General features: G+C 73.6%; 16 protein-coding genes. 2 read left to right on the top strand and 14 right to left on the bottom strand.

All coding sequences use genetic code 11. The features are described 5' to 3' along the window. Window positions 1-4: 4 nt before the first annotated feature. Complete coding sequence (locus tag K4S16_RS07765) at window positions 5-745, bottom strand: response regulator transcription factor (protein ID WP_149258187.1); 741 nt, start codon at window positions 743-745, stop codon at window positions 5-7. Then, window positions 742-1,917: a sensor histidine kinase gene (locus tag K4S16_RS07760; protein WP_149258186.1), complete on the bottom strand. Its 1,176-nt coding sequence runs from the start codon at window positions 1,915-1,917 to the stop codon at window positions 742-744. The genes K4S16_RS07765 and K4S16_RS07760 overlap by 4 nt, the downstream gene beginning before the upstream one ends. Window positions 1,918-2,041: 124 nt before the next feature. Here K4S16_RS07760 and K4S16_RS07755 point away from each other — a divergent pair, with 124 nt between their 5' ends. Beyond that, a complete protein-coding gene (locus K4S16_RS07755; protein WP_235036645.1) occupies window positions 2,042-2,647 on the top strand; it encodes a hypothetical protein in 606 nt (201 codons plus the stop codon). Here the strand turns inward: K4S16_RS07755 and K4S16_RS45595 are convergent. After that, the gene (locus tag K4S16_RS45595) at window positions 2,610-3,398 is read right to left on the bottom strand and encodes a class I SAM-dependent methyltransferase (protein WP_149258185.1); all 789 of its coding nucleotides are present in this window, start codon (window positions 3,396-3,398) and stop codon (window positions 2,610-2,612) included. The two genes, K4S16_RS07755 and K4S16_RS45595, sit on opposite strands and share 38 nt — an antisense overlap. A 306-nt stretch (window positions 3,399-3,704) precedes the next feature. Between K4S16_RS45595 and K4S16_RS07745 the strand changes: the two genes are divergently transcribed. Beyond that, on the top strand, window positions 3,705-6,302 hold the full coding sequence (locus K4S16_RS07745; protein WP_149258184.1) for a tetratricopeptide repeat protein: 2,598 nt from the start codon (window positions 3,705-3,707) through the stop codon (window positions 6,300-6,302). Between the two features lie 82 nt (window positions 6,303-6,384). Here the strand turns inward: K4S16_RS07745 and K4S16_RS07740 are convergent, their stop codons facing one another. The 11 genes from K4S16_RS07740 to arcC form a co-directional block, all read right to left on the bottom strand. Further along, complete coding sequence (locus K4S16_RS07740; protein WP_149258183.1) at window positions 6,385-6,762, bottom strand: metal-sulfur cluster assembly factor; 378 nt, start codon at window positions 6,760-6,762, stop codon at window positions 6,385-6,387. Beyond that, a complete protein-coding gene (sufU, locus tag K4S16_RS07735; RefSeq protein ID WP_149258182.1) occupies window positions 6,759-7,217 on the bottom strand; it encodes a Fe-S cluster assembly sulfur transfer protein SufU in 459 nt (152 codons plus the stop codon). Before sufU ends, K4S16_RS07740 begins: the two co-directional genes overlap by 4 nt. Before the next feature lie 54 nt (window positions 7,218-7,271). Continuing rightward, window positions 7,272-8,546 carry a cysteine desulfurase gene (locus K4S16_RS07730; protein ID WP_149258181.1) on the bottom strand — a complete coding sequence of 425 codons (1,275 nt, stop codon included), beginning with the start codon at window positions 8,544-8,546 and terminating at the stop codon, window positions 7,272-7,274. Next, window positions 8,543-9,307, bottom strand: coding sequence for a Fe-S cluster assembly ATPase SufC (gene sufC, locus K4S16_RS07725; RefSeq protein ID WP_149258180.1), 765 nt, complete (start codon window positions 9,305-9,307; stop codon window positions 8,543-8,545). The genes K4S16_RS07730 and sufC overlap by 4 nt, the downstream gene beginning before the upstream one ends. 26 nt (window positions 9,308-9,333) lie before the next feature. Then, window positions 9,334-9,651, bottom strand: a complete 318-nt coding sequence (locus K4S16_RS07720) for a non-heme iron oxygenase ferredoxin subunit (RefSeq protein WP_149258179.1) — start codon at window positions 9,649-9,651, stop codon at window positions 9,334-9,336. Further along, the gene (gene sufD / locus K4S16_RS07715) at window positions 9,648-10,784 is read right to left on the bottom strand and encodes a Fe-S cluster assembly protein SufD (protein ID WP_149258178.1); all 1,137 of its coding nucleotides are present in this window, start codon (window positions 10,782-10,784) and stop codon (window positions 9,648-9,650) included. Before sufD ends, K4S16_RS07720 begins: the two co-directional genes overlap by 4 nt. Continuing rightward, a complete protein-coding gene (gene sufB / locus K4S16_RS07710; protein ID WP_149258177.1) occupies window positions 10,784-12,196 on the bottom strand; it encodes a Fe-S cluster assembly protein SufB in 1,413 nt (470 codons plus the stop codon). Before sufB ends, sufD begins: the two co-directional genes overlap by 1 nt. Further along, entirely contained in the window at window positions 12,193-13,035 is an 843-nt protein-coding gene (locus tag K4S16_RS07705; RefSeq protein ID WP_268843218.1) for a metalloregulator ArsR/SmtB family transcription factor, read from the bottom strand. The genes sufB and K4S16_RS07705 overlap by 4 nt, the downstream gene beginning before the upstream one ends. Before the next feature lie 80 nt (window positions 13,036-13,115). Continuing rightward, window positions 13,116-14,183 carry a universal stress protein gene (locus K4S16_RS07700; protein WP_149258176.1) on the bottom strand — a complete coding sequence of 356 codons (1,068 nt, stop codon included), beginning with the start codon at window positions 14,181-14,183 and terminating at the stop codon, window positions 13,116-13,118. Next, window positions 14,180-15,640 (bottom strand): amino acid permease, encoded by a 1,461-nt coding sequence (locus K4S16_RS07695; protein ID WP_235036644.1) that lies wholly within the window; start codon window positions 15,638-15,640, stop codon window positions 14,180-14,182. The genes K4S16_RS07700 and K4S16_RS07695 overlap by 4 nt, the downstream gene beginning before the upstream one ends. Continuing rightward, window positions 15,637-16,572 carry a carbamate kinase gene (gene arcC / locus K4S16_RS07690; protein ID WP_149258175.1) on the bottom strand — a complete coding sequence of 312 codons (936 nt, stop codon included), beginning with the start codon at window positions 16,570-16,572 and terminating at the stop codon, window positions 15,637-15,639. Before arcC ends, K4S16_RS07695 begins: the two co-directional genes overlap by 4 nt. Window positions 16,573-16,578 lie beyond the last annotated feature (6 nt).

Below are 16,578 nucleotides of genomic sequence, written 5' to 3'. Positions count from 1 at the left end.
GGGCCTAGTCCGCCCCGGTTGATCCCTTATGTGGATCAAGGCCGGAAAGCCCGGTGACGGCCGTCTCCTGGGCGAGGATGGCCGCCTGGACGCGGCCGGCGAGCCCGAGCTTGCCGAGGATGCGGCTCACGTGCGTCTTGGTCGTCGTCTCGGCCATGGCGAGCCGGGCGGCGATCTGCCCGTTCGACAGGCCCTCCCCGAGGCAGGCGAACACCTCGCGCTCGCGCGGCGTCAGCTCGGCCAGCCCCGGTACCTCGGCGGGCACGGCGGGCCGGGCGGCGAAGGCCCCGATCAGCCGCCGGGTGACCTTGGGGGCGATGATGCCCTCGCCCGCCGCGACCGTCCGCACCGCCTCCACCAGCTTGTCGGCGTCGACGTCCTTGAGCAGGAACCCGGCCGCGCCCGCCCGCAGCGCGCCGAACACGTACTCGTCCATGTCGAACGTCGTCAGCACCAGGACGTCGGTGAACCCGGCGATCCGCCGGGTGGCGGCGATGCCGTCCAGGACGGGCATGCGGACGTCCATGAGCACGACGTCGGGGCGCAGCTCGCGGGCCAGCTCCACCGCCCGCGCGCCGTCCGCGGCCTCGCCGACCACCCGGACGTCCGGCGCGGCGCCGAGGATCAGCACCAGCCCCGCCCGGACGGCGGCCTGGTCGTCGGCCACCAGCACCTCGATCGGACCGCCCGGCCCGCCGCCCACGCGGCCCTGCTCAGCGCTCGTCCCGCTCGGCTCGCCGCTCATGCCGCCCCGCTCAGCGAGTCGACGGGCAGTTCGGCGTGCACCCGCCACCGGCCGCCGTCCGGCCCGGCGTCGAACTTGCCGGCGAGCATCACGGCGCGCTCGCGCATCCCGACCAGGCCGCTGCCGGTGCCCGGCAGCCGGGAGCCGTCCGGGCCGAGCGGGCTCAGCACGTCGATCACCACGCGCCCGCCCGCGTACTCCACCCGCACGTCGGCGTACCCGGACCCGGCGTGCTTGAGCGCGTTCGTCAGCGCCTCCTGGACGATCCGGTAGGCGGCCAGCTCGACCGCCGCCGGCAGGTCCGGCTGCTCGCCGGCGACCTCCAGCCGCGCCGACAGGTCGGGCCGCGCGGTGTGCCGGACGAGCCGGTCCAGCTCCGCCAGGCGCGGCCGGGCCGCCGGGTCCTCGGCGTCGCCCTCGCGCAGCAGCCCGATCATCCGCCGCATCTCGGCCAGCCCCCGCACGCTGTTCTCCCGGATCACCTCCATGGCCCGGTTCACCTCCTCCCGGTCGAGGCCCTGCACCTTCAGGACGGCCGAGGAGTGCAGCGCGACCGCGCTCAGATGGTTGGCGATCACGTCGTGCAGCTCGCGGGCCATCCGGGCGCGCTCGGCGGTCACCGCGGCCCGCCGGTCCATCTCGGCCAGCCGCGCGACCTGCTCGGCGCGCTGGCGCTCGGCCTCGGCCCGGGAGCGGTGCTCCCGGACCGCCATCGCGGTCAGCACGGGGGTCACCCATACCACCCCGGTGAGCGACGCCGCGAGCACGCCGACCGCGACGCCGCGCAGCGCGAACGCGACGGCGGCCGCCACCGCCAGGCTCGCGGCGAGCGTCGTCCCGAGCAGCCACTCCGCCGTCCGGCGCCGCCCGTACAGGCTCGCGGCGTACAGCGCGTCCCCGTAGATCATCGCGGTGGCGAGGCTCGGCCCGAACGCTACGTCGACGAAGTTGAACGGGGTCGCCAGCAGCAGCCAGGTGAGCGGCGCCGTCCGCCTCAGCGGCATCGCCGCGCACAGCCCGGCCAGCGGGACGAGCCGCACCGCGAACGGCGGGTTCCAGCTCTCGGACCAGACCGTGTGGCCGTGCGCCGCGAGCACCACGAGCCCTCCCGCGAACGCGGCCGCGGCGATCAGCGCGTCCTGGGGGGTGGTGAGACGTCGGAGGCTGTGCACGCGTCCATCTCAGCATCCCGGCCGGGGTCTCCACTTCCGCCCGGGTGAGGAGCGCCCGTACATCCTTCGGACGACCCCCGGAACCTCACCGCAGACGACGATCGGCGGCCGTCCGGAGCAGACGATGGAAACCCGCGTCGAGAAGGGATTCCACGTGCTCCTGGCGGTCATCACCGCATGCGAGATCGGCTTCTGGGTCGTCCTCGCCGCCGGCCTCCTCGCCCGCTACGCGCTGCGCCTGCGCCGCACCGGCGCGGCGCTCCTGCTGTGCGTCCCGCTGCTCGACCTGGTCCTGCTGGCGGCCGCGGTCGTCGACCTGCGCGGCGGCGCGACCGCCGGCACCGGCCACGGGCTGGCGGCCGCCTACCTCGGCTACTCGGTCGCGTTCGGCCACAGCATGGTGCGCTGGGCGGACGAGCGCTTCGCCCACCGCTTCGCGGGCGGCCCGCCGCCCACGCGCAGCCCCAGGTACGGGGCGGCCCGCGCGCGCCACGAGTGGCGCGAGTTCGGCAAGGCGGTCCTCGCCACGGCCATCGCGTGCGGCCTGCTCCTGGCGATGATCGCGCTGGTCGGCGACGCGGACCGCACGCGGGCCCTCGACGCCTGGCCGGGGCGCCTCGGATTCGTCCTGGCGGTCTGGTCGCTGTGGCCGATCACCACCACCGTCTGGCCGCCCAGGCCGCCCGGGGACGCTACCCGCGACCCCGCGGAGCACGCGCGGCAAGAGTGACGATCGGCAGGTCGAACTCCCCCTCGGCCGTCTCCGGGGTGCCGTGAAGGTACTCCAGCACCCGGCCGAGGGCGGCGGCGCGCTCCTCGGCGTCCAGCACCAGCATGTGCGAGTGCGTCCCGACGGTCGCCGCCAGCGACTCGGCGGTCCGCCGCTGCGCGTGCGGGAACTCGGCCCGCTCGAACCCCGGGAACCACCGGGTCTCGGGCAGCGTCTTCGACCGCCAGTTCGAGGCGGACACGCTGCTGCGCGCCACCCGCTTCAGCCCGGCGACCCACGGCACCCGGTCGTCGTCGGTGTTCCACAGCCCGCCGAGGACGCCGCCCTCCGCGAGGACCCGGTGGATCTCCGGCAGCGCCCGGTCCGGATCGAACCAGTGCATGGCCTGCCCGACGAGCACCGCGTCGACGGCTCCGTCCTCGAGCGGCACGGCCTCGGCGCTTCCCCGGAGGGCCCGCACGCCCGGCACGCGCCGCCGCAGCTCCGCCAGCATCGCCGCGTCGGGCTCCACGGCCACCACGCCGGCCGCGTCCACGCCCGTCCGCAGCAGCACCTGCGTCAGCTTGCCCGTCCCGGCACCGAGATCCAGGACCCGGAGCCGCCCGCGCCCGGCGACCGGCTCCAGCGCCCACCGCACGGCCGCGTCCGGATAGTCGGGACGCTCCTTCGCGTAGGCCGCCGCCTCGCCGCCGAACGACGCGGCCCGGCGGGCGACCAGCGCCGGATCGCTCCCGGGGAACGCATCTCTCACAGATGCCACCTTAGAAGCGGCCCGCCCGCGGCGGCCGACCGCGGCCAGGTCGGCGGCCCCGCTTGCCCGCCGCCGCGCGGCGGTGTCCCATGGCGGTGATCGAGTTGAAGGGACCGGGACGGCATGCTGACCCAGCGCGCCTCGGCGGGGCCGTTCGGCCGGGTCTTCCAGGCGGGCCGCGACATGGTCGTGTACGAGGCCGAGGACCCGTACCGCCTCAGGTGGTGACGGCCGCGGGGTTCCCCGCCCTCGGCGGCCGAGGCCCGGGCCCAGCCGAGCCGGCTGCTCCGCGTGTAGAGCGAGGCGGTGCCGTTCACCGGGCGCGAGGCCGAACTGGCGGGCCTGCGCGAGTGGCGCGACGGGCGGGCGGCACTGTCCGTGCGGCTCGTGCACGGGCCGGGAGGGCAGGGCAAGTCCCGCCTGGCCGCCCAGGCGGCGCGGCTCTGGAGTGCCGACGGCTGGACGGTCCTCACCGCGCTGCACCGCCACGATCCGGCCGCGCCGCCGGAGTTCGCGCCGGGCGACCTGCGCGCCGCACGGGGGCTGCTGGTCGTCGCCGACTACGCCGAACGCTGGGACGTCGCCGACCTGCTCAGGATGCTCTCCGACCTGCGCGGCGCGGAAGGGCCCAAGGTGCGGGTGCTGCTGCTGGCGCGCCCGGCCGGCACCTGGTGGCAGACCCTCGCGCACAGGCTGGACGCCGATCTCGGGCTGGAGGCCGGGGCGAGCGCCCTGGACGCCCTCGAAGCGGGCGCGCACGGCCGCGGCAGGCTGTTCGAGGAGGCGCGCGACCGGTACGCGGCGCTGCTGGACGTGCCCGGGGCGCGCCTCGTACCGGCGCCCGAAGCGGTCATGGCGGACGACGGCTACGCCCAGGTGCTCGCGGTGCACATGGCCGCGCTCGCCGCGGTGCTCGCCCATGAGGAGGGCGCCCGGGCGCCGCGGTTGCCCGCGGAGGTCTCGATGTTCCTCCTGTCGCGCGAGCGCGTCCATTGGGAGGAGCTCCACCGCGGCCTGCTGAGCACCGGCGCGGACGCGATGGGCCAGGCCGTCTACACGGCCACCCTGACCGGCGGCCTTCCGCGCGCGGAGGCGGTTGAGGCGCTGGTCCGGGCCGAGGTGGAGTCCGTTCTGCACCCCGGTCAGATCATCAAGGACCACGCCGTCTGCTACCCGCCGCCGCCCGGGTCCGCCGGCGTCCTGCGGCCGCTCTACCCGGACCGGCTCGGCGAGGACTTCGTCGCGCTGACGACCCCGGGCCATGACCACCCGTACCCGAGCGACCCCTGGGCCGCCGACGCGGCCGAACGCCTGCTCGGGGCGGGCGGGAAGGCGTGGACCCGCTCCGCCATGACCGTGCTCGTCGAGACCGCGCGGCGCTGGCCGCACGTCCGGGACGGGCGGCTCTTCCCCCTGCTCAGGGCGCGGCCCGAACTGGCGGTCCAGGCCGGCGGCGCCGCGCTCACCGCCCTGGCCGAGCTGCCGGACCTCGATCCCGCGCTGCTGGACGCGGTCGAGGCCCTGCTGCCGGAGCGGCGAGACGTCGACCTGGACCCCGGCGTCGCCGCCATCACCCGCCGCTGGGCGGAGCAGCGGCTCGGCCGGGCGCCGCGGGAAGGAGACGGCGTGCTCGAGGACCGCGCCCTCACCCATACCAAGCTCACCGGCCGGCTGATCAAGGCCGGGCTCTACGCGGAGGCCATGGAGTCCGCGCGGGAGGCGGTCGCCGCCTACCGGCGGCCGGCGGAACAGCGTCCGGGCGAATACCTGTCCGACCTCTCCGGCGCGCTGGTCAACCTCGGCATCTGCCAGGCGCACCTGGGAATGCGCCCGGAGGCGCTGGAGGCCACCGAGGAGGGAGTGGAGCTCGACCGGCGCCTCGCCGAGAGCGGTTCGGCCGCGAGGCTGGAGAACCTCGCCTCCTCGCTCAACAACCTGGGCAACCGCCTCGCCGAACTGGGGCACCGGGACCGCGCCCTGGAGGCCTCCTGGGAGTCGGTGCGGATCCGGCGGCGGCTCGCCGAGACCGCTCCGCCCCGCTACCTCGCGAAGCTGGCCGGGGCGCTCGACAACCTCGGGAACCGCCTCGCCGCGCTGGGGGACCCCGAGGACGCCCTCGCGGCCACGGGCGAGGCGGTCGAGCTGTACCGGCGCCTCACCGCCGTCGACCGCGCCGCCCATCTGGCCGACCTCGGCATCGCGCTCACCAACCTCAGCGCCCTGCTGGAGCAGACGGGGAAGGCGGAGGAGGCGCTGGAGGCCGGCGACGACGCCGTCCGCGTCCGCCGGGAGCTCGCCGAGACCAACCCGGTCGCGTTCCGCGCCGGCCTGGCCGGGGCGCTGTGCACCCGGTCCGACGCCCTGGCCGCGCTCCGGCGGCACGGCGAGGCCCTGCGGGACCTCCAGGAGGGCGTGGAGCTGTTCCGATCGGCCGCGCTCGGCAACCCGGGGGCGGTCCGGCGCGACCTCGCGGCCGCCCTGTGCAAACTCGGTGCGCGGCTGCGGGAGAAGGACCGCCACGCGGACGCCGCGAGGGCCCTCGACGAGGGGGTGGGGCTGTACCGGTCGATCGCCGCGACGCACCCCGGCGCGTTCGGGGAAGAGTTCACCATGGCCCTTCGCATGCGCCTCGCCGCCCATCTGGACGGCGGCGCGGACGAGGAGGCGCTCCGCTGCACCGCCGAGTACGCGGAGCATCTGCTGCCTCTCGCGCGGCGGCTCCCCTGGCGGTACCGCCGCGAGCTGGACGAGACCCTGGCGACCGCCGTCCTCCTTCTCGGCCGGTCCGGGCGGCTGCGCGAGACCGTCACGATGCGGCAGCGGCACGGCAAGGCCAGGCGCACCGGCGACCACGCGAAGGCGGTCGAGATGCTCCGGCGGATCGCTGGGCCCGGGGACGCGTGAGGCCGCGCCCCGGACGGGGCGCGGCCTCATCGTTCACGTCGACCGGTGCCGGCCGGGCCCGCGGACCGGGTCCGCGGAGCCGTCAGACGTTGAACCCGAGGGCGCGGAGCTGGTCGCGGCCCTCGTCGGTGATCTTGTCTGGGCCCCACGGCGGAAGCCAGACCCAGTTGATCTTGACGTCCTTGACGAGGCCCTCCAGCGCGCTGTGCGCCTGGTCCTCGATCACGTCGGTGAGCGGGCAGGCGGCGCTGGTCAGCGTCATGTCCAGGGTGGCGACCTCGTCGGACAGGTCGACGCCGTACACCAGGCCGAGGTCGACGACGTTGATGCCGAGCTCGGGGTCGACGACGTCCTTGAGGGCCTCCAGGATCTCCTCCTCCTGCTCGGAGGCGGGGGCCGCGGGGACCTCGGCGTCGGTGGCCTCGGCGGCGGGCGTGTCGGTCGCGGGCGTGTCGGTCATGGTGCCTCTCCGAGTGCGCGGGCGGTCGCGTCCTTCCACGCCATCCAGGCGAGCAGGGCGCATTTGATCCGGGCGGGGTACTTCGAGACCCCGGCGAAGGCGACGGCGTCCTCCAGGACGTCCTCGTCCGGCGCGACGTCCTGGCCGCGGGACTGCATCAGCGCCAGGAACTCCTCGCCGACGGCCATCCCCTCCTTCACGGACTTGCCGATCAGCAGGTCGGACATCACCGACGCGCTCGCCTGGCTGATCGAGCAGCCCATGGCGTCGTACGACACGTCGGCGACCGTGGCGTCCTGGCCCTCGCCCTCCAGGTGGACGCGGAGCGTCACCTCGTCGCCGCACGTGGGGTTGACGTGGTGCGCCTCCCCCTCGAACGGCTCCCGCAGCCCCTTGTGCAGGGGATTGCGGTAGTGGTCCAGGATGACCTCCTGGTACATCGCCTCCAACTGCATGGCGTCCCTTCCAAGCCTTTCTCGCTACAACCCGGGCACCACTCAGCGTGTTCCTCAGGCGGTGCCGAAGAACTTCTGAGCGTGCCGTACCCCGTCGGCGAGCGCGTCCACGTCGGCGAGGGTGTTGTAGAGGTAGAACGTCGCGCGGGTGGTCGCCGGGATGCCGAAGCGGCGGCAGATCGGCCACGCGCAGTGGTGGCCGACGCGCACCTCGACGCCCTGGTCGTCCAGGACCTGCCCGACGTCGTGCGGGTGGATGCCGTCGACGGTGAACGACACGGCGCCGCCGCGGGCCTCGGTGGTGCCGGGGCCGATGACGCGGACGCCGGGGATCTCGCCGAGCCGCTCCAGCGAGTAGCCGACCAGGGCCTCCTCGTGGGCGTGCACGCGGTCCATGCCGATCTCGGCGAGGTAGTCGCACGCCACGCCGAGCCCGACGGCCTGGGCGGTCATCGGGACGCCCGCCTCGAACCGCTGCGGCGGCGGCATGAACGTGGACTCCTCCATGTGGACGACCTCGATCATGGAGCCGCCGGTGATGAACGGCGGCATGGCCTCCAGCAGCTCGCCGCGGCCCCACAGCACGCCGATGCCGGTCGGGCCGAGCATCTTGTGGCCGGAGAACACGAGGAAGTCGGCGCCGAGCCGGGCCACGTCCACGGGCTGGTGCGGCACCGACTGCGCGGCGTCCAGCAGGACCAGCGCGCCGACCGCGTGGGCGCGCGCCACGATCCGCTCGATCGGCGGGACGGTGCCGAGCACGTTCGACTGGTGCGTCAGCGCGACGATCTTCGTGCGCTCGTTGACGATGCCGTCCAGGTCGTCCAGGTCGAGGCGGCCCTCGTCGGTGATGCCGAACCAGCGCAGGGTGGCGCCCGTCCGCCGGCACAGCTGCTGCCACGGGACGAGGTTGGCGTGGTGCTCCATCTCCGACACCACGACCTCGTCGCCGGGGCCCACGGCGAACCGCTCGGCCTCGGGGCCGGCGGTGGCCGCGTTGCTCATCGCGTAGGCGACCAGGTTGATGCCCTCGGTGGCGTTCTTGGTGAACACGATCTCGGCGGGCGTCGCGCCGACGAACCGGGCGATGGACGCGCGGGCGCTCTCGTAGGCCTCCGTCGCCTCCTCGGCGAGCAGGTGCGCCCCGCGGTGCGGCGCCGCGTTGTGCCGCTCGTAGAACTCCCGTTCCGCGTCCAGCACCCGGACGGGCTTCTGCGACGTCGCGCCCGAGTCGAGGTAGACGAGCGGCCTCCCGCCGCGGACCGTGCGCCCCAGCAGCGGGAAGTCCTTCTTCAGCTCCTCAGGCAGAAGGCCCCCGGTTCCACTCATAGGGAAGCGCCCGCCTTCACGTACTTCTCGTAACCCTCGTTCTCCAGCTCGTCGGCCAGCTCGGGGCCGCCCTCGGCCACGACGCGGCCGCCGGCGAACACGTGCACGAAGTCGGGCTTCACGTACCGCAGGATGCGCGTGTAGTGGGTGATGAGCAGGACGCCGGTGTCGCCGGACGCGAACCGGTTGACGCCCTCGGAGACGACCTTGAGCGCGTCGACGTCGAGGCCGGAGTCCGTCTCGTCCAGGACGGCGACCTTCGGCTTCAGCATCTCCAGCTGCAGGATCTCGTGCCGCTTCTTCTCACCGCCGGAGAAGCCCTCGTTCAGGCTGCGCTGCGCGAACGCCGGGTCGATGGACAGGGCGTCCATCGCCGCCTTCATCTCCTTGGAGAACTCGCGCAGCTTCGGGGCCTCGCCGCGCACGGCGGTGACGGCCGAGCGCAGGAAGTTGGAGACCGAGACGCCGGGCACCTCGACCGGGTACTGCATCGCCAGGAAGAGCCCGGCGCGGGCGCGCTCGTCGACCGACATGGCCAGGACGTCCTCGCCGTCCAGCGTGACGGAGCCCGAGGTCACCTCGTACTTCGGGTGGCCCGCGACCGCGTAGGCGAGGGTGGACTTGCCGGAGCCGTTCGGCCCCATGATCGCGTGGGTCTCGCCGGCCTTCACGGTCAGGTCGACCCCGCGCAGGATCTCCTTCGCGCCGTCGGAGCCGTCGCCGACGGAGACGTGGAGGTCGCGGATCTCAAGGGTGGCCATAGTGCGTACAGTCCTTCGTCGTGCGGTCAGTCGTCGCCGGCGAGCGAGACGTAGACGTCGCCGTCCTCGACCTTGACCTTGTAGGTGGCGACCGGCTGCGTGGCCGGCGGGTTGGTGGGCTTGCCGCTGCGCAGGTCGAAGCAGGACCCGTGCAGCCAGCACTCGATGGTGCCGTTGTAGACCTCGCCCTCGGAGAGCGAGACCTCGGCGTGCGAGCAGATGTCGTTCAGCGCGAACACGTCGTCGCCGCTGCGCGCGATGACGACGGGCTCCCCGTCGACCTCGGCGCCGAGCGCCCCGTCGGCGGGGACCTCGTCCAGCGCGCACACCTTCACGTAGGTCACTTCGCCGCTCCCTGGTCGAGCTCGGCCTCGATCGCCTCGCGCACCTTCTCGCGCACCTCGGCGACCTCGATGCGCTCGACGAGCTGGCCGAGGAAGCCCCGGACCACCATGCGCCGCGCCTCGTCGAAGGTGATGCCGCGCGCCTGGAGGTAGAACAGGTGCTCGTCGTCCAGCCGCCCGGACGCCGAGGCGTGCCCCGCGCCGGCGACCTCGCCGGTCAGGATCTCCAGGTTCGGCACGGAGTCGACCCGCGTGCCGTCGGTGAGCACGAGGTTGCGGTTCAGCTCGTAGGTGTCGGTGCCCTCGGCCTCGGCGCGGATGATCACGTCGCCGATCCAGACGGCGTGCGCGTCCTGGTCCTGCAGGGCGCCGCGGTAGTCGACGCGGCTGCGGCAGTGCGGGACGGCGTGGTCGACGAGGAGGCGGTGCTCCAGGTGCTGGCCGCCGTCGACGAAGTACACCCCGTACAGCTCGGCGTCGCCGCCGGGCCCCTCGTAGGCGACCGACGGGGAGATCCGCACGACGTCGCCGCCGAGCGAGACGTTGTGCGAGACGAACCGGGCGTCGCGGCCGAGCCTGGCGTGCTGGTGGGAGACGTGGACGCCGTCGTCCGACCAGTCCTGCAGGCTGATCACCGACAGCCGGGCGCCGTCGCCGACGACGAACTCGACGTTGTCGGCGTAGGTCGCCGAGCCCCGGTGCGCCAGCACGACGGTGGCCTCGGCGAACGGCTCGAGGACGATCGTGGTGTGCCCGTAGGCGGCGGCCGAGGCGTCCTCGCCGCGCAGCCGCAGCACGGTCGGCGCGGAGGCGACGGTCTCCTTCGGGACGGTCACGACCGTGGCCTGGGTGAAGGAGCTCCACGCCTGGGCGCTGACGCGGTCGGCGGGGACGTAGGCCCTGCCGAGGCGATCGTCGTCGCGTCCGACGGTCTCGACGGTCACCTCGGGCGCCGCCTCGACCTCCACCAGGACCTTGCCGCCGTCCTCGGCGGTGCCGTTGTGCAGGCCGCGCAGGCGGCGCAGCGGGGTGAACCGCCACTCCTCCTCGCGGCCCGTGGGCACCTCGAAGTCGGCGACCTCGTAGGACGCCTTCTCGTGCAGCGTCGAGAGAGGCTTCTGCTCCAGCCCCATCAGCCGACGGCTCCTTCCATCTGCAGCTCGATGAGCCGGTTCAGCTCGAGGGCGTACTCCATGGGCAGCTCGCGCGCGATCGGCTCGACGAAGCCGCGCACGATCATCGCCATCGCCTCGTCCTCGGTGAGGCCGCGGCTCATCAGGTAGAACAGCTGCTGCTCCGACACCTTGGAGACGGTCGCCTCGTGGCCCATCTCAACGTCGTCCTCGCGGACGTCGACATAGGGGTAGGTGTCGGACCGGCTGATCTGGTCGACGAGCAGCGCGTCGCACTTGACCGTGGACTTGCTGTGCTCGGCGCCCTCCTGGATCTGCACCAGCCCGCGGTAGGACGTGCGGCCCCCGCCGCGCGCAACCGACTTGGAGATGATGCTGCTGGAGGTGTTCGGCGCGGCGTGCACCATCTTCGCGCCGGCGTCCTGGTGCTGGTCCGCGCCCGCGAACGCGATCGACAGGGTCTCGCCCTTGGCGTGCTCGCCGAGCAGGTACACGGCCGGGTACTTCATGGTGACCTTGGAGCCGATGTTGCCGTCGACCCACTCCATGGTGGCGCCCTCGTAGGCGACGGCGCGCTTGGTCACCAGGTTGTAGACGTTGTTGGACCAGTTCTGGATCGTCGTGTACCGGACGCGCGCGTCCTTCTTCACGACGATCTCCACCACGGCGGAGTGCAGCGAGTCGGACTTGTAGATCGGCGCGGTGCAGCCCTCGACGTAGTGGACGTAGGAGCCCTCGTCGGCGATGATCAGCGTCCGCTCGAACTGGCCCATGTTCTCGGTGTTGATCCGGAAGTAGGCCTGGAGCGGGATCTCCACGTGCACGCCCGGCGGGACGTAGATGAACGAGCCGCCCGACCACACGGCGGTGTTGAGCGCGGCGAACTTGTTGTCGCCGACCGGGATCACCGAGCCGAAGTACTCCTGGAAGATCTCCGGGTGCTCGCGCAGGCCGGTGTCGGTGTCGACGAAGATGACGCCCTTCTCCTCAAGGTCCTCACGGATCTTGTGGTAGACGACCTCCGACTCGTACTGGGCGGCGACACCGGCGACGAGGCGCTGCTTCTCGGCCTCGGGGATGCCGAGCTTGTCGTAGGTGTTCTTGATGTCCTCCGGGAGCTCCTCCCAGGAGGCGGCCTGCGCCTCGGTGGAGCGCACGAAGTACTTGATGTTCTCGAAGTCGATGTCCGACAGGTCGGAGCCCCAGGTGGGCATCGGCTTCTTGCTGAACAGCCGCAGCCCCTTGAGGCGCAGGTCGAGCATCCAGTCGGGCTCGTTCTTCTTGGCCGAGATGTCGCGGACGACGTCCTCGTTCAGGCCGCGGCGCGCCGAGGCGCCGGCCTCGTCCGAGTCGGCCCAGCCGAACTTGTACTTGTCGAGCCCTTCGAGCTCCGGGTGGGCAGCCGTAGTCATAGGGAGGTCCCTCCGGACTCCTCGTCACTGGTCAGATGCTTTGCGGCGGACGCCCCCGCGTCCGCCTCGCCCCCGCCGGGGGCGGCATGCGCGGCGCGTGCGCCGCCGTCGCCGGTCTCGCCCGGCCCGCACAGCGAGCGCGAGCTGACGTGGGTCGTGCAGATGCCGTCGCCGTGCGCGATCGTCGCGAGCCGCTGCACCGGAGTGCCGAGCAGCCGGCTGAACGCCTCGGTCTCGGCCTCGCACAGCTGCGGGAACTCCGCGGCGACGTGCGCGACCGGGCAGTGGTGCTGGCACAGCTGCTCGCCGCCGCCCGGCTGCGGCGCCTTGGCGGCGGCCGCCGCGTAGCCGTCGCCCGACAGGGCCTCGGCGAGCGTGCGGACCCGCTGGTGGGGCGGAGCGTCCTGCACGACGGGCCGGTACCGCCGCTCCAGGTCGGCGATCTGCCGCCGGGCGAACTCGGCGACCGCGCGGTCGCCGGCCGTCTCGGCGAGGAACCGCAGGGCGCTGGTCGCCAGGTCGTCGTAGGCGTGCACGAAGGCGCTGCGCCCGGCGTCGGTGATGGCGAACCACTTGGCGGGCCGGCCCCGGCCGCGCCGGGACTGCGGGACCCGCGCCTTGCGGACCTCGATCATGCCCTCGGCCAGCAGCGCGTCCAGGTGCCGGCGGACGGCCGCCGGCGTGAGGCCGACGCGCTCGCCGAGCGTGGACGCGGTGACCGGGCCGTGTTCCAGGATCAGGCGGGCGACCCGGGCGCGGGTGTCGCGCTCGGTGCGGCCGGACGGCGCGCCGAAGGAGCGCGTAGCTGCGCCTCCGGTGCTCGTCTGATCCTCGCCCACGTTTTTCACAACATCAGTGTGCCGTAATTACTTCCCGCGAAACACCGGAATCCCGATGTCGTAGCTCACGCAGGTAAGCCTTACCTAATTCGGGCCTCCTCGCCGGCGAAGGGCGCGCCGGCCCCGCGCGGCAGCACCACCACCGGGCACGGCGCGGCCCGGACGATCTTGCCGGACCGCTCCCCGAGGAACACCCTGAGCAGCGGGCCGTGGTGGCCGGACAGGCAGGCGAGGACCTCGCCCGGCAGCATATCGACGGCGCCGAGGGTCCCGGAGACCCCGCTGCCGACCTCCGCGAGCCGCTCCACCGGCATCCCGTCCCCGAAGCGCGCGCCGAGCAGGCCCGCGGCCTCCCGCAGGTCCTCGTCGGCCTGGGCGGCCTGGCGGCCCAGCGCGCGCTCGACGCCGCCGAGCCTGGCCGCGGGGCCGGGCGGGCGCAGTACCAGCGTCAGCAGCCGCACCGGCAGCCCGAGCCGCGCCGCGAGGTCGGCCATGGCAGTCAGGTCCTCCAAGCCGCGGGGCGGCCAGTAGGCCACGGTCATCCGCTCCAGCCGCCGCGCGGGATGATGGGGGTGCACCACCCGCGTGTGGTGCGGCGAGTCCTCCGCGTACCCGCGCGGAGCCAGCATGACCGGCACGGGCGAGTCGTGCAGGAGCCGGTCGGCGGTGCTGCCGAGGGCGATCCGGTGAGGGTTCCCGCCCGGCGCCGAGCCGATGACCAAGAGGTCGGCGCCGGTCTCGCGGGCGGCCTCCATGAGACCGCGCCCGCTCCCCCGGTGGGCGTGCACGCGCAGGTCGAGCTCCTGGCTCGGCACCCCGAGCTCGCCGAGCCGCGCGGCGGCCCTGGCGAGGGCCTCCTCGGCCTGCTCCCTGAGGTAGGCGACCCATTCGGCGTCAACGGAACCGGGGCCGTGCGCGGGCCAGGCGGGCGGATGGACGTGGACGACGGTCAGCGGCGCGTTCCGGTCCGACTGTGCCGCCGACCAGACGAGTGCGGCCAGGGCGAGGGCGTCGTCACCGCGCTCGTCGGGCGAGTACCCGACCAGCACGCGCAGTCCGCCGGGCTCGCCCCTGTGCTGTTCGGCGCCGTGCTGTTCGGCGCCGTCCGGTTCGACGCCGCCCTGTTCCGTCGTGCTCGGTTCACTCATGCGGGCTCCCCTCCGTGCCCCGTGTGCCGGGCCGCCAGCCGCGAGTGGCGGCGGCCGTACAGGAAGTAGGCCGCCAGGCCGACGGCGATCCAGATCGCGAAGACGGTCCAGGTGACGCCGCCGAGGCCGACCATCAGGTACACGCACAGGGCGACGCCGAGCAGCGGCGTGAGGGGGTACAGCGGTGCGCGGAAGCTGCGCGGAAGGTCGGGCCGGGTGCGGCGCAGCACGATCACGCCGACGCTGACCAGCGCGAACGCGAACAGCGTGCCGATGCTGGTGGCGTCGACGAGCCGGCCGAGCGGGACGGCCGCTGCGAGCACCCCGATGAACGCGGCCACGATGACGGTGTTGGCGACCGGCACGCGGCGCCGGGGGCTCACCTTCCGGAAGACGTCCGGGACGAGCCCGTCGCGCGACATCGCGAACAGGATGCGGGTCTGGCCGTACATGACGGTGAGCACGACGCTGGCGATCGCGACCACGGCGCCGAGGGACAGGATCATCGACGGCCACGTCCGCCCGCTCACGCTGTCCAGCACCTGCGCCAGCGAGGCCTCCGAACCGCTCAGCGAGAACCGCGTCCAGTTCATGGCGGCGACCGCGGCGAGCCCCACCAGGACGTACAGGGCGGTCACGATGGCCAGCGACAGGATGATCGCCAGCGGCAGGTCGCGGCGCGGGTTCCTGGCCTCCTCGCCCGCCGTGGAGGCGGCGTCGAACCCGATGTAGGAGAAGAACACCTTGGAGCCCGCAGCGCTGATGCCCGCCCATCCCATCGGGGCGAACGGGGCCATGTTCCCGGTCCGGAACGCCGTGAAGGCGACCGCGCAGAAGAACAGCAGCACGCCGATCTTGAGGAAGACCATGACCGTGTTCGCCGCGGCGCTCTCGGAGGTGCCCCGCAGCAGCAGCAGCGTCGCGAACAGCACCACGACCACGGCGGGGAGGTTGACCACCCCGCCCTCCCCCGGCGGGTTGCCGACCTGCGCCGGGATCGTGAAGCCCAGCGCCGAGTCGAGGAAGGCGTTGAGGTAGGAGCCCCAGCCGACCGCCACGGCCGACACCGACACCGCGTACTCCAGGAGCAGGCACCAGCCGCAGACCCACGCGACCAGCTCGCCGAGCGTCGCGTAGGCGTAGGAGTAGGACGAGCCGGAGACGGGGATCGTCCCGGCCAGCTCGGCGTACGACAGCGCCGAGAACAGGGCGGTAACGGCGGCGAGGACGAACGAGAGCACGACGGCGGGCCCGGCCGGCGGGACCGCCTCGCCGAGGACCACGAAGATCCCGGTGCCGAGGGTCGCGCCGACGCTGAACAGGGTGAGCTGCAGGAGGCTCATCGTGCGCTTCAGCTCGCCGCCCGCGCCGTACCCGCCCTCGGCGACGATCCTGTCGACCGGCTTCGTCCGCAGCAGGCTGCGCGCGAAGGTCTCCGGCGCGGTCCCGGTGGTCACAGCGTGCTCGCCAGCGGCCAGGTCGCGTTGGGGGTGACGATCGTCCCCGCGGTGCCCTCCAGGATGCGCTCGCACTGGTCCAGCAGCCCGATCGCGGCCATGTCGCCCGTGCGCTCCACGAAGCTCACCGCCGCCTCGACCTTCGGGCCCATCGACCCGGCGGGGAACTCCTCGCCGCGCAGCTCGTGCGGCGTCGTGTGTGCGATCTCCTCCTGCCGCGGGGTCCCGAAGTGCCGCATCACGCGCGGCACGTCGGTGAGGATCAGCAGCGCGTCGGCGTCCATGCTCTCGGCCAGGACGGACGCGGTGAGGTCCTTGTCGACCACCGCCTCGACGCCCTCCAGCCGCCCCACGTCGTTGCGGAAGACGGGGATGCCGCCGCCGCCCGCGCACACCACCACCGTGCCGAGCCGGACCAGCTCCCTGATCAGCCGGGTCTCGATCACCCGCTGCGGCCGCGGGGACGGCACCACGCGACGCCAGCGGTCCCCGTCCTGCCGGACGGTCCAGCCGTACTCGGCGGCGAGCTTCTCCGCCTCCTCCCGCTCGTAGACCTGGCCGACGAACTTGCTGGGCTCGTCGAACGCCGGGTCCACCGCCGAGACCAGCGTCTGGTTGATCATCGCCACGACCTGGCGGCCGGGCAGCGCGTTCTGCAGCGCCTGCAGCATCCAGTAGCCGATCATGCCCTGGGTCTCGGCGCCGATCGTGTCCAGCGGGTAGGGCCGGGTCAGGTTCGGGTCGTTGACGCTCTCCAGCGCCAGCACCCCGACCTGCGGGCCGTTCCCGTGGGTGATGATCAGCTCGTGCCGCTCGGCGAGCGGCGCCAGCGACCGCACGGCCCGGTCCACGTTGGCGCGCTGCGGCTCGGCGTCGGGCGTCTCCCCCCGCTCGACCAGCGCGTTCCCTCCGAGCGCGACGACCACGCGCATGCTGCC

It is taken from the genome of Actinomadura sp. K4S16, from assembly GCF_008327685.1.
Lineage (GTDB): Bacteria > Actinomycetota > Actinomycetes > Streptosporangiales > Streptosporangiaceae > Spirillospora.
This window is presented reverse-complemented; position numbering and strand designations above follow the sequence as displayed.

What these genes read in the sequence shown, in the direction of transcription:
- K4S16_RS07765 (WP_149258187.1), bottom strand. Translation starts at nt 745, where the DNA reads ATGAGCGGCGAGCCGAGCGGGACGAGCGCTGAGCAGGGCCGCGTGGGC.
- K4S16_RS07755 (WP_235036645.1), top strand. Translation starts at nt 2,042, where the DNA reads ATGGAAACCCGCGTCGAGAAGGGATTCCACGTGCTCCTGGCGGTCATC.
- K4S16_RS07740 (WP_149258183.1), bottom strand. Translation starts at nt 6,762, where the DNA reads ATGACCGACACGCCCGCGACCGACACGCCCGCCGCCGAGGCCACCGAC.
- sufU (WP_149258182.1), bottom strand. Translation starts at nt 7,217, where the DNA reads ATGCAGTTGGAGGCGATGTACCAGGAGGTCATCCTGGACCACTACCGC.
- K4S16_RS07730 (WP_149258181.1), bottom strand. Translation starts at nt 8,546, where the DNA reads ATGAGTGGAACCGGGGGCCTTCTGCCTGAGGAGCTGAAGAAGGACTTC.
- sufC (WP_149258180.1), bottom strand. Translation starts at nt 9,307, where the DNA reads ATGGCCACCCTTGAGATCCGCGACCTCCACGTCTCCGTCGGCGACGGC.
- sufD (WP_149258178.1), bottom strand. Translation starts at nt 10,784, where the DNA reads ATGGGGCTGGAGCAGAAGCCTCTCTCGACGCTGCACGAGAAGGCGTCC.
- sufB (WP_149258177.1), bottom strand. Translation starts at nt 12,196, where the DNA reads ATGACTACGGCTGCCCACCCGGAGCTCGAAGGGCTCGACAAGTACAAG.
- K4S16_RS07700 (WP_149258176.1), bottom strand. Translation starts at nt 14,183, where the DNA reads ATGAGTGAACCGAGCACGACGGAACAGGGCGGCGTCGAACCGGACGGC.
- arcC (WP_149258175.1), bottom strand. Translation starts at nt 16,572, where the DNA reads ATGCGCGTGGTCGTCGCGCTCGGAGGGAACGCGCTGGTCGAGCGGGGG.